Here is a 12614-nt window from a genome sequence, read left to right on the forward strand (position 1 = left end):
ATTTCCCCTCCTTCTACTTCTCAGATACCACCAAAGTAATGTGGCTAGTACGTTTGTTAATACGACTTGCACGTCCCATTGCACGAGGGCGGAAACGTTTCATTGTCGGTCCTTGGTTCACGTAAGCTTGCGAGATAACCAAGTTGTTAACATCCAAAGAATAGTTATGTTCCGCATTCGCAATAGCGGAGTTAAGCAACTTCTCAACGATTGGAGAAGCGGATTTCGGAGTGTGACGGAGAATGGCAACCGCCTCACCTACTTGCTTGCCGCGAATCAAGTCAACAACGAGTTGAACTTTACGAGGAGCAATCCGGATAAACTTAGCATGTGCTTTTGCTTCCATTGTGTAACCTCCTCTCAAACATTAAAGATGTTCATTTATCTTCTTGTTTTCTTATCATCATCAGTATGGCCTTTGTACGTACGGGTTGGAGCGAACTCACCCAGTTTGTGTCCGACCATGTCCTCAGTTACATACACTGGCACGTGTTTACGACCATCGTAAACGCCAAATGTGTGACCGATGAATTGTGGGAAAATTGTAGAACGACGGGACCAGGTTTTGATTACGTTCTTCTTACCTGAAGCTTCCATCTCTTCTACCTTTTTGAGCATGTAGCCATCAATGAATGGCCCTTTTTTCAAACTGCGACCCATGTGGAGATCCTCCCTTCAAACGTAGCTATTATGCATCCGCAGATGCCTCACGAAGTTATGCACAGTGTGTATTACTTCGTGCGGCGGCGAATGATGTATTTATCAGAAGCTTTATTTTTCTTACGCGTTTTGTAACCAAGAGTAGGTTTACCCCATGGTGACATTGGCGATTTACGTCCGATTGGAGCACGACCTTCACCACCACCGTGTGGGTGATCGTTAGGGTTCATTACTACACCACGAACCTCAGGACGTTTACCCAACCAACGGCTACGACCGGCTTTACCGATTTTGATGAGCTCGTGGTCTTGGTTACCAACAGATCCGATTGTCGCGCGGCAAACTTTCAAAATACGACGAACTTCTCCGGAAGAGAGACGAACGGAAACGTATTTTTCTTCTTTACCAAGCAATTGAGCTTCTGTACCAGCAGCACGAACCAATTGTCCGCCTTTACCTGGTTTCAACTCGATGTTGTGGATAACGGTACCTACTGGAATGTTTTCGAGTGGCAGTGCGTTACCGATTTTGATGTCTGATTCAGGTCCGGAGAATACTTGATCTCCAACTTTCAAACCTTTAGGAGCGATGATGTAACGTTTCTCACCATCAGCATAGTGAATCAAAGCGATGTTGGATGTACGGTTCGGGTCATACTCAATCGTAGCAACGCGGCCCGGTATTCCATCTTTAGTACGTTTGAAGTCAATGATACGGTATTTACGTTTGTGTCCACCACCATGGTGACGAACTGTAATTTTACCTTGGTTGTTGCGGCCTGCTTGTTTGCTCAACGGGGCCAACAACGATTTCTCCGGCTGATTTGTGGTGATTTCCTCAAATGTAGAAACGGACATGTTCCGTCTTGCCGGGGATGTTGGTTTATACTTTTTGATTGGCACTAGGTTTCCCTCCTTACTTCAAAAATTCAATTATACAGTTTCAAAGAACTCAAGCGTTTTGCTGTCTTTTGTCAGTGTTACAAACGCTTTTTTCCATTCGCTAGTATATCCGGAATAACGTCCGTACCGTTTCGGCTTAGCTGGAACACGAAGCGTGTTCACGTTTTTCACTTTTACATTGAAAATAGCTTCTACTGCCTTTTTGATCTCGGTTTTGTTTGCACGGATATCGACTTCAAATACATATTTCAAGTCGTTCATCATGTCAGCAGTACGTTCCGTAATAATCGGACGTTTTACAATATCACGAGGATCCTTCATTACGCGAGCACCTCCTCTACCTTCTGAACTGCTTCTTTCGTAATGATCAATTTGTCGTGCGAAAGCACGTCAAGAACATTAATGCCGTCAGCAGCTACGAATTTCACGCCTGGAATATTCCGTGCGGAAAGAGCTACATTATCATCATAGCTAGGAGCTACGATCAAAGCTTTACGTCCCACTTTGAGGTTACTCAAGATGGCTGCGAATTCTTTAGTTTTAGGCGTGCTCAACGTGAGAGCGTCCAAAACGATAATGTCATTGTCAAGCACTTTAGATGAAAGGGCTGATTTGATCGCCAAGCGGCGAACTTTCTTAGGCAGTTTATACGCATAGCTCCGTGGTGTTGGACCAAATACGATACCGCCGCCTTTCCATTGTGGTGAACGAATTGAACCTTGACGAGCGCGACCTGTACCTTTTTGTTTCCAAGGCTTACGTCCACCGCCACGTACTTCAGAACGTCCTTTTACTTTGTGGGTACCTTGACGAAGGGAAGCGCGTTGCATAAGAACTGCATCGTACAGAACGTGTTGATTCGGCTCAATTCCGAAAACCGCATCGTTCAATTCAACTTCACCTACTTGGCTACCATCTACATTGTAAACTGATACTTTTGGCATTTTGTGTTCCTCCTTTCTTCAGTGGTTATTTTTTCACCGTTTCTTTAACTCTGATGAGACTGTTTTTCGGTCCAGGAATGGAACCTTTCACGAGCAACACGTTACGTTCAGCGTCTACTTTAACTACTTCAAGACGTTGGATTGTAATAGTATCATGTCCCATGTGTCCTGGCAGGCGTTTGCCTTTAGGAACGCGGTTAGCTTGGATCGAACCCATTGAACCAGGGCCACGGTGGTAACGCGAACCGTGTGACATAGGTCCAGTGCTTTGTCCCCAACGTTTGATAACGCCGGCAAAACCTTTACCTTTAGAAATACCCGTTACGTCAACGAATTCGCCTTCAGCGAAAATGTCAGCTTTCAGTTCTTGGCCAACTTCATATTCTGCGATGTTGATACCGCGAACTTCACGAACGTAGCGCTTAGGGGCAGTGTTCGCTTTTTTAGCGTGACCTGCTTCTGGCTTGTTAGCATTTTTCTCTTTCTTATCGGAGTAACCGATTTGAATTGCTTCGTAGCCATCGTTCTCAATGTCTTTCTTTTGCAAAACAACACAAGGGCCTGCTTCGATAACCGTTACTGGAACGACGTTACCTTCAGGAGTAAATACTTGAGTCATTCCGAGTTTTTTTCCTAAGATTGCTTTCATGTTGACACCTCTTTTCCTTTATACATGGTCTTTGTTGTAGCTTATATTACAATTTAATTTCGATATCTACACCGGACGGCAGATCCAAGCGCATCAAGGCATCCACAGTTTGTGGAGTCGGGTTAACGATGTCGATCAAACGTTTATGTGTACGTTGTTCGAATTGTTCCCGAGAATCCTTGTACTTGTGCACCGCACGAAGAATAGTAATGATTTGTTTTTCAGTAGGAAGCGGAATCGGACCGGATACACCAGCACCCGAACGTTTTGCTGTTTCAACAATTTTCTCCGCGGATTGATCAAGAATTCTGTGGTCGTAAGCTTTCAAACGAATACGAATTTTTTGCTTTGCCATTTTAGTCCCTCCTTCTATCGCCCAATTTTTTATCGGACATACTCCGTGAAAATTTTCTAGCCACTCTCCCATGGCAAAGGGGCCGGGTGTGCCAGTAACCTCTCACATCATCGCAACGTCACAGAACAACATTCATTATTATATAGAAAAGATAGGCGTATTGCAAGCATATTTAAGAAAAACATTTAAACTTATCTTTTCTGATGAAATGACTTCGTTTATTGCAGTGTTAATCTTCAATATCCAGGCTGCCTTGCCAATCCTTCTAAACTCGTAAATGATGTTCATTTCGTATGACGCAGGTTCCGAACTTTAAACATAATAAAAGAGTTCTCTATCCGATGTCGGATAAAGAACTCTTCCGAAGCTTCGTTACAATACAATGTTACTCGTTCCAGTACACTGTTACATATGCTTTATTCAGCGTTAAGCCAAATTATTTTTGGATAGATGCTACGGAACCGGCACCTACTGTACGTCCGCCTTCACGAATGGAGAATTTAGTTCCTTCTTCAATCGCGATTGGGGAGATCAGGGAAACAGTAACAGTGATGTTATCACCAGGCATTACCATTTCAGTACCTTCAGGCAAGTTGATGATGCCTGTTACGTCAGTTGTACGGAAGTAGAACTGTGGACGGTAACCAGTGAAGAATGGTTTGTGACGTCCGCCCTCTTCTTTAGTCAGAACGTAGATTTGAGCTGTGAATTCTGTGTGTGGCTTAACAGAACCTGGTTTTGCAAGTACTTGACCACGCTCGATTTGAGTACGGTCAACACCACGCAACAATGCGCCGATGTTGTCTCCCGCTTGAGCGGAATCCAACAATTTACGGAACATCTCAACGCCTGTTACAACGGATTTTTTAGTTTCTTCAGTGATACCAACGATTTCGATCTCTTCGCCGACTTTAACAGTACCACGCTCTACACGGCCAGTAGCAACAGTACCACGACCAGTGATGGAGAATACGTCCTCGACAGGCATCAAGAAAGGCTTGTCAGTTTGACGCTCAGGCAGTGGGATGTAAGTGTCGATCTCTTTGAACATCTCAACGATTTTTTGAGCCCATTCGCCATCTGGGTTTGCCAGAGCTTCACGAGCGGATCCACGAGTGATTGGAGTATCGTCACCTGGGAACTCATATTCGTTAAGAAGGTCGCGAACTTCCATCTCAACCAATTCCAACAACTCTTCGTCTTCAACCATGTCACATTTGTTCAAGAATACAACAATGTAAGGTACGCCTACTTGACGGGAGAGCAAGATGTGCTCACGAGTTTGTGGCATTGGGCCGTCTGCTGCGGATACTACCAAGATAGCTCCATCCATTTGAGCCGCGCCAGTGATCATGTTTTTAACATAGTCGGCGTGACCTGGGCAGTCAACGTGAGCGTAGTGACGAGTGTCAGTTTCGTACTCAACGTGTGATGTGGAGATTGTGATACCGCGTTCGCGCTCTTCTGGAGCTTTGTCGATTTGGTCGAATGCAATTGCAGCACCACCGTAAGTTTTGGACAATACAGTTGTGATTGCAGCAGTCAGAGTTGTTTTACCGTGATCGACGTGACCAATAGTACCGATGTTAACGTGGGGTTTATTACGTTCGTATTTAGCCTTTGCCATTTGAACGTGGCCTCCTTAAAATTATAATTTTATGTTTTCACTGAATGAAGTGCTCCGAATTAAATTCTTATGCACTTGCATCCAGTGTGAGAAAACTACTCGGTGCCTTTTGTTTTGGCAACGATTTCTTCAGCGATGCTCTTAGGAACTTCTTCATAGTGAGAGAGTTCCATGGAGAATACGCCGCGTCCTTGAGTACCGGAACGAAGAGTTGTAGAGTAACCAAACATTTCAGACAGAGGCACCTTAGCACGAATGATTTGAGCTCCGCTACGGGAATCCATACCTTCAATGCGGCCACGACGGGAGTTCAACATACCCATTACGTCACCCATGTACTCTTCTGGAACAGTTACTTCTACTTTCATGATAGGCTCAAGCAGAACTGGTTTACACTTGTCTTTAGCCGCTTTAAGCGCCATAGATCCGGCAATTTTAAATGCCATCTCATTGGAATCGACATCATGGTAAGATCCGTCTACGATTGTAGCCTTAACGTCAACAAGCGGGAAGCCTGCAATAACGCCGTTTTTCATTTGCTCTTCAATCCCTGACAGTGCAGGTTGAATGTATTCTCTTGGCACGGAACCACCGACAACCTTACTTTCGAACTGGCTGCCTGTACCCGGCTCGAGAGGTTCGAATTCAACCCATACGTGACCGTATTGACCACGACCACCGGATTGACGTACGAATTTACCTTCAACGCGCGCTGGAGCACGGAATGTTTCACGGTAAGCTACTTGTGGTTTACCCACAGTAGTTTCAACCTTGAACTCACGACGCATACGGTCGATGATGATATCAAGGTGAAGCTCACCCATACCTGCCAAGATTGTTTGGCCTGTTTCTTCGTCAGTATGAGCACGAAGAGTTGGATCCTCTTCAGTCAACTTACCGAGAGCAACACCCATTTTATCTTGGTCAGCTTTGGTTTTAGGTTCAACGGCGATTTCGATAACCGGATCAGGGAAGTTCATTGACTCCAGGATAACCGGATTTTTCTCATCACATAGTGTATCACCTGTACCCGTATCTTTCAAACCTACGGCAGCTGCAATATCACCGGAGTAAACTACAGTGATTTCTTGACGGCTGTTCGCATGCATTTGAAGGATACGACCGATACGCTCACGTTTGTTTTTAGTGGCATTCAATACATATGATCCGGATTGAAGAACACCAGAGTATACGCGGAAGAATGTCAATTTACCAACGTAAGGGTCCGTCATGATTTTGAATGCCAATGCGGAGAAAGGCTCTTCATCGGATGACTGACGGACTGCTTCAGTTCCATCTTCAAGATGTCCAGTGATCGATGGAACATCTGTTGGAGCTGGCAAGTAATCGATAACAGCATCCAACATCAGTTGAACACCTTTGTTACGATACGAGGATCCACAGATAACCGGGAAGATCTTAACATCTACAACACCTTTACGGAGTACGGCTTTGATCTCATCAATTGTGATCTCTTCGCCTTCCAGGTATTTCATTGTCAAATCTTCATCCAGTTCAGCAACGCGCTCAATCAACTCGTTGCGAAGTTCTTCAACTTGATCTGCAAATTCTGCAGGAATGTCGGTTTCTTCGATATCTTGACCAAGATCATCTTTGTACATATGAGCTCTTTGTGCAACGATATCGATGATACCAGTGAAATCATTTTCAGCGCCGATTGGAAGTTGAATCGCAACAGCGTTCGCTTGAAGGCGATCACGCATGTCAGATACAACGTTCAGGAAGTCAGCACCGATGATATCCATTTTATTTACATATGCGATACGAGGTACGCCGTACTTGTCAGCCTGTCTCCATACGGTTTCCGACTGAGGCTCAACGCCTTCTTTCGCACTGAATACACCAACTGCTCCGTCCAATACACGAAGGGAACGTTCAACTTCAACAGTGAAGTCAACGTGTCCCGGGGTATCAATAATATTAACGCGGTGGCCTTTCCAAGCAGCGGTAGTTGCAGCGGAAGTAATCGTAATTCCGCGCTCCTGTTCCTGTTCCATCCAGTCCATTGTCGCAGCGCCTTCGTGTACTTCACCGATTTTGTGCGTACGTCCTGTGTAAAACAGGATCCGCTCAGTTGTCGTGGTTTTACCCGCATCAATATGAGCCATGATCCCGATATTACGTGTATTTTTTAAGGAGAACTCTCTAGCCATGAAATGGGTCTCCCTTCAAAATTGAAGTTTTTTTATTGTGAACTGAATCCTACCAACGGTAGTGAGCAAACGCTTTGTTCGCTTCAGCCATTTTGTGCGTATCTTCACGTTTTTTAACGGAAGCGCCTGTGTTGTTGGAAGCGTCGATGATCTCAGCCGCCAAACGCTCTTCCATTGTTTTCTCACCGCGGTTGCGGGAGTAGTTCACGAGCCAACGTAATCCCAGAGCAGTACGTCTCTCTGGTTTCACCTCGATTGGTACTTGGTAGTTGGCACCGCCGACACGGCGAGCTTTAACTTCCAGGACTGGCATGATGTTCTTGATTGCTGCTTCAAATACTTCCATAGGGTCATTACCCGTACGTTCTTGAATCAACTTGAACGCATTATACAGAATGCTTTGAGCAACACCGCGTTTTCCGCCGATCATGATGCGGTTGATTAAACGAGTAACCAACTTGCTGTTGTATAACGGATCAGGCAACACGTCTCTTTTCGTAACTGGACCTTTGCGTGGCATGGATATCCCCCTTTCTTTCTTGTTCAGCAGACCCTGTACCTTCCAGACCTAAGCCAGAAGGCTTTCAGGTTTTCTGCTTATAATGGTTTAGGCTTTTTTAGCTTTTGGACGTTTTGCACCGTATTTCGAACGAGCTTGCATACGGTTGTTTACGCCTGCAGTATCGAGAGCTCCACGAACGATGTGATAACGAACTCCCGCAAGGTCTTTAACTTTACCTCCGCGGATCAATACCACACTGTGCTCTTGAAGGTTATGTCCGATTCCCGGGATATAAGCAGTAACCTCGAGACGGTTCGTCAAACGAACACGGGCATACTTACGAAGTGCAGAGTTTGGTTTACGTGGAGTCATTGTACCTACACGAGTGCAGACACCACGTTTCTGTGGGGCACTGATGTTAGTAGATTCACGTTTCAAAGCGTTGAATCCTTTTTGCAAAGCTGGAGATTTTGACTTCTCAACTTTTGCTTGACGTCCTTTACGAACCAGTTGATTAATAGTTGGCATGTGATTGCCACCCCCTTCCTCAAATATTCATGTTTCTTTATAAACCTCTTTTCGCTAAGTCCACAGACCCAGGCGGTTCATAAAAAGACAAATGAAAAGTTTTTGCCTTAGAGAATCCCTAAAAGTTCTCGGACAAAAACGTTCCTTACACTATCATTTTACGACAGCAGCCATAGCTGCTCCCACTCCAATCCCGCAAGCTTTGCCGAGATTTTTCATTGTATCCACTTTCGTGTACTTCACATCGTGTTGTTCACACAAAGCAATGATTTTGGAAGTGAGCTGCGGATCACTATCTTCTGCGACATAGACTTCAGAAGCCATACCTGTCTGCACCATCCGCATGGTCTGTTTGGTACCTATTTTGACATGAGCATCTTGCAAGGCTTTTTCATTAGACATTGTGTATTCCTCCGAATAGAACCATGTACAATCAGCTGCCCACGCACCTTTGATATATTAGCATCTAGCGCAAGCATTGTCAATGCTAATCCTAAAACATTTTTTTAAAAGTTTACGTACATCAGGATTCGTCCGCCTGCATTATACAAGCGTCCGCCTCCTGACGCACAAAACTTTCATTCCCCTCTAAATGAGGAGGAATCTATTTAATCAACCGAAACTGGCTCAAGTTCTTCTACTGAAGATTGGCCATCTTCTGGCTCAGCAAATTTGATGCTGCGGTAACGGTGCATACCTGTACCAGCAGGGATCAATTTACCGATAATTACATTTTCCTTCAGACCGAGCAACTGATCGACTTTACCTTTGATCGCTGCATCTGTCAGTACACGTGTAGTTTCTTGGAACGAAGCCGCCGAGAGGAAGGAGTCTGTTTCCAGGGATGCTTTCGTAATACCGAGCAGGATTGGTTTAGCAACCGCTGGCTCTTTATCACTAAGAATCGCAATTTTGTTAGCTCTTTCGTACTCATGCATATCCACGAACGATCCCGGCAACAACGTAGTATCTCCTGCATCTACGATGCGGATTTTACGCAGCATTTGACGGATCATGACTTCAACGTGCTTATCGTTAATTTCTACGCCTTGGTTACGATATACGCGCTGTACTTCCTGCAGAATGTAGTTTTGTACACCACGTATGCCTTTAATCCGTAACATCTCTTTTGGATCAATGGAACCGTCTGTCAACTCGTCACCTGCTTCAACTTCCGCGCCTTCGCTTACGCGCACACGGGAACCGTAGGTAACGGAGTAAACTTTGGATTCCGCCTCACCTTGAATTTCGATTTCACGACGATCTTTCGCTTCGCGAATCTCTTTAACTACACCATCAATCTCACTGATCGTTGCTTGACCCTTAGGATTACGAGCTTCAAACAACTCCTGGATACGCGGCAAACCTTGCGTAATATCGTCTCCGGCTACACCACCGGTGTGGAATGTACGCATTGTAAGCTGTGTTCCCGGCTCACCAATGGACTGTGCTGCAATAATACCAACTGCTTCACCAATCTCCACGTGTTTACCAGTCGCGAGGTTGCGACCATAACACTTCTTGCAGACACCATGACTTGCACGGCAGCTGAGGACGGAGCGGATTTGCAATTTAGTAATACCTGCCTTGATGATCGCTTCTGCTTTATCGGAGTCAATCAATTCATTGCGACCTACAATGATTTCTTTCGTTTCCGGATGACGAACTGTCTCGAAGCAGTATCTGCCTTCAATACGGTCATAGAGATCTTCGATAACCTCTTTACCATCCTGGATACGACTTACCGTAAAGCCTTTATCTGTACCACAATCATCATCACGCACGATTACATCTTGGGCTACGTCTACGAGACGACGAGTCAGGTAACCTGAATCGGCTGTACGCAGGGCTGTATCCGCCAAACCTTTACGCGCTCCGTGAGTGGAGATAAAGTACTCGAGTACCGTCAAACCTTCACGGAAGTTCGATTTGATTGGGAGTTCGATAATTCGACCGGATGGGTTGGCCATCAGACCACGCATACCGCCCAATTGGGTGATTTGCGATTTGTTACCCCGTGCTTTGGAGTCAACCATCATCATGATCGAGTTGTAACGATCCATGGACTTCATCAGAATCTCAGTGATGTCATCTTTGGATTTTGACCAGATATCAATGATACGGTCATAGCGCTCTTCATTCGTAATCAGACCACGACGGTACTGATTCGTAACGATTTGTGCTTTTTCCTCAGATTGTCTAAGAATTTCAAACTTCTCAGGCGGAACGATAACATCAGATACCGCAACCGTAATACCGGCACGTGTAGAGTATGTGAATCCAAGTTGTTTGATTTTATCCAAAATAACGGCTGTTTCCGTTGTGTGATAAATTTCAAAACAACGTGCAATGATGGAGCCGAGGTATTCTTTACCGACACCGCCAGCCAGAGGAGCATTCATAATAGCTTCTCTGAGATCAGCACCTTTTTCATATACAAATGAGTGATCTGCAGTACCTTGGTACAGGTTAGCACGAGTCGCATCATTGATATACGGGAAGCTTGCCGGGAAAATTTCATTGAAGATAATTTTACCGATAGTTGTCAGCAACATTCCTTCTTGCTGTTCTTCCGTGAAGCTTGTTTTACCAAGCGCCTTAACCGGAATAGCTACACGTGCATGCAGACCAGCAGTACCACGTTGGTATGCCGATACAGCTTCGTTAACTGTACGCAAGATCATACCTGTGCCCTTTTCTTCCTTGTTGTCCATAGTGAGGTAGTAAGAACCAAGCACCATATCCTGGGAAGGAGTAACAACCGGTTTACCGTCTTTCGGGTTCAAAATGTTACCAGATGCAAGCATCAGGATACGTGCTTCCGCTTGAGCTTCAGCGGACAACGGAACGTGCACGGCCATTTGGTCACCGTCAAAGTCGGCATTGTATGCCGTACATACGAGCGGGTGAAGACGAATTGCTTTACCTTCAACGAGAATCGGTTCAAACGCTTGAATACCGAGTCTGTGAAGCGTAGGGGCACGGTTCAACAGAACCGGATGCTCCTTGATTACTTCTTCAAGAACATCCCATACCTCAGGACTTACACGCTCAACTTTACGTTTTGCGCTCTTGATATTGTGGGCAAGCCCCTTATTTACAAGCTCTTTCATAACGAAAGGCTTGAACAATTCAAGTGCCATATCTTTTGGCAGACCACACTGATACATTTTCAGGTAAGGTCCGACAACGATAACGGAACGACCAGAATAGTCAACCCGTTTACCGAGCAAGTTCTGACGGAAACGTCCTTGTTTACCTTTCAGCATGTGGCTGAGAGATTTCAATGGACGGTTACCAGGACCCGTTACAGGGCGTCCGCGACGACCATTATCGATCAATGCGTCAACAGCTTCCTGCAACATCCGTTTTTCATTTTGCACGATAATATCTGGCGCGCCCAGATCAAGCAGACGTTTCAGACGGTTGTTCCGGTTGATTACACGGCGATACAAGTCATTCAGGTCAGACGTTGCAAAACGTCCACCATCCAACTGTACCATTGGACGAAGTTCCGGCGGGATAACAGGAAGTACATCCATGATCATCCACTCTGGCTTGTTGCCGGAGTTGCGGAATGCTTCGATAACTTCCAGACGTTTGATTGCACGATTACGACGTTGTCCTTGCGCAGTCCGGAGCTCTTCTTTCAGGAACTCGAGCTCTTTGTCTATGTCAAGGTCTTGAAGCAATTTTTTAACCGCTTCTGCGCCCATGCCAGCCTGGAAACCATAGCCGTATTTTTCACGGTAGCTGCGGTATTCTTTCTCGGACAACAGCTGTTTTTTCTCCAGTGGAGTTTCTCCTGGATCAGTTACAACATATGATGCAAAATAAATAATCTCTTCAAGAGATCTTGGAGACATATCCAGGGCAAGACCCATACGGCTCGGAATACCTTTGAAGTACCAGATATGCGATACCGGAGCAGCGAGCTCAATATGGCCCATCCGTTCGCGGCGTACTTTCGCACGTGTTACTTCAACGCCACAACGATCACAGACAACGCCTTTATAACGGACGCGTTTGTATTTACCGCAATGACATTCCCAGTCTTTTGTAGGGCCAAAAATCTTTTCGCAGAATAGCCCTTCTTTTTCCGGTTTCAACGTACGATAGTTGATCGTTTCCGGTTTTTTCACTTCTCCGCGGGACCAAGAACGAATTTTCTCTGGGGAAGCAAGCCCGATCTTCATGTATTCGAAATTGTTGACGTCCAACAAGGAGCAACCCTCCTTAACCAATTCCTGTATTCTAGGTTACGCCCACTCCG

General features: G+C 45.4%; 13 protein-coding genes. All 13 read right to left on the reverse strand.

Translation table 11 applies throughout. The features are described 5' to 3' along the window. Positions 1-13: 13 nt before the first annotated feature. The 13 genes from rplV to rpoC all read right to left on the reverse strand — a co-directional run bounded on the left by rplV (position 14) and on the right by rpoC (position 12564). Positions 14-346 (reverse strand): 50S ribosomal protein L22, encoded by a 333-nt coding sequence (gene rplV, locus MKZ13_RS27485; protein WP_024633583.1) that lies wholly within the window; start codon positions 344-346, stop codon positions 14-16. Positions 347-381: 35 nt separating this feature from the next. Continuing rightward, positions 382-660: a 30S ribosomal protein S19 gene (rpsS, locus tag MKZ13_RS27490; RefSeq protein ID WP_062836183.1), complete on the reverse strand. Its 279-nt coding sequence runs from the start codon at positions 658-660 to the stop codon at positions 382-384. A 71-nt stretch (positions 661-731) separates the two neighbouring features. Beyond that, positions 732-1562 carry a 50S ribosomal protein L2 gene (gene rplB, locus MKZ13_RS27495; RefSeq protein WP_017692078.1) on the reverse strand — a complete coding sequence of 277 codons (831 nt, stop codon included), beginning with the start codon at positions 1560-1562 and terminating at the stop codon, positions 732-734. A gap of 30 nt (positions 1563-1592) precedes the next feature. Then, on the reverse strand, positions 1593-1883 hold the full coding sequence (gene rplW, locus MKZ13_RS27500) for a 50S ribosomal protein L23 (RefSeq protein WP_017692077.1): 291 nt from the start codon (positions 1881-1883) through the stop codon (positions 1593-1595). Continuing rightward, a complete protein-coding gene (rplD, locus tag MKZ13_RS27505; RefSeq protein WP_017692076.1) occupies positions 1883-2506 on the reverse strand; it encodes a 50S ribosomal protein L4 in 624 nt (207 codons plus the stop codon). Before rplD ends, rplW begins: the two co-directional genes overlap by 1 nt. Before the next feature lie 25 nt (positions 2507-2531). Continuing rightward, entirely contained in the window at positions 2532-3155 is a 624-nt protein-coding gene (gene rplC, locus MKZ13_RS27510) for a 50S ribosomal protein L3 (protein WP_017692075.1), read from the reverse strand. Between the two features lie 46 nt (positions 3156-3201). Next, entirely contained in the window at positions 3202-3510 is a 309-nt protein-coding gene (gene rpsJ / locus MKZ13_RS27515; protein ID WP_017692074.1) for a 30S ribosomal protein S10, read from the reverse strand. 436 nt (positions 3511-3946) lie between these two features. After that, positions 3947-5137 carry an elongation factor Tu gene (gene tuf / locus MKZ13_RS27520; protein WP_017692073.1) on the reverse strand — a complete coding sequence of 397 codons (1191 nt, stop codon included), beginning with the start codon at positions 5135-5137 and terminating at the stop codon, positions 3947-3949. A 95-nt stretch (positions 5138-5232) separates the two neighbouring features. Then, positions 5233-7311 carry an elongation factor G gene (fusA, locus tag MKZ13_RS27525; RefSeq protein ID WP_076216857.1) on the reverse strand — a complete coding sequence of 693 codons (2079 nt, stop codon included), beginning with the start codon at positions 7309-7311 and terminating at the stop codon, positions 5233-5235. Positions 7312-7360: 49 nt separating this feature from the next. After that, positions 7361-7831, reverse strand: a complete 471-nt coding sequence (rpsG, locus tag MKZ13_RS27530; protein ID WP_017692071.1) for a 30S ribosomal protein S7 — start codon at positions 7829-7831, stop codon at positions 7361-7363. Positions 7832-7918: 87 nt separating this feature from the next. Next, the gene (gene rpsL, locus MKZ13_RS27535) at positions 7919-8341 is read right to left on the reverse strand and encodes a 30S ribosomal protein S12 (RefSeq protein WP_017692070.1); all 423 of its coding nucleotides are present in this window, start codon (positions 8339-8341) and stop codon (positions 7919-7921) included. A gap of 153 nt (positions 8342-8494) precedes the next feature. Beyond that, positions 8495-8743, reverse strand: a complete 249-nt coding sequence (locus MKZ13_RS27540) for a ribosomal L7Ae/L30e/S12e/Gadd45 family protein (protein WP_221825251.1) — start codon at positions 8741-8743, stop codon at positions 8495-8497. 206 nt (positions 8744-8949) lie between these two features. Then, positions 8950-12564, reverse strand: coding sequence for a DNA-directed RNA polymerase subunit beta' (gene rpoC / locus MKZ13_RS27545; RefSeq protein WP_221825252.1), 3615 nt, complete (start codon positions 12562-12564; stop codon positions 8950-8952). Between the last annotated feature and the right edge of the window lie 50 nt (positions 12565-12614).

The sequence above is a fragment of the Paenibacillus sp. FSL R5-0701 genome, assembly GCF_037973995.1.
GTDB lineage: Bacteria > Bacillota > Bacilli > Paenibacillales > Paenibacillaceae > Paenibacillus.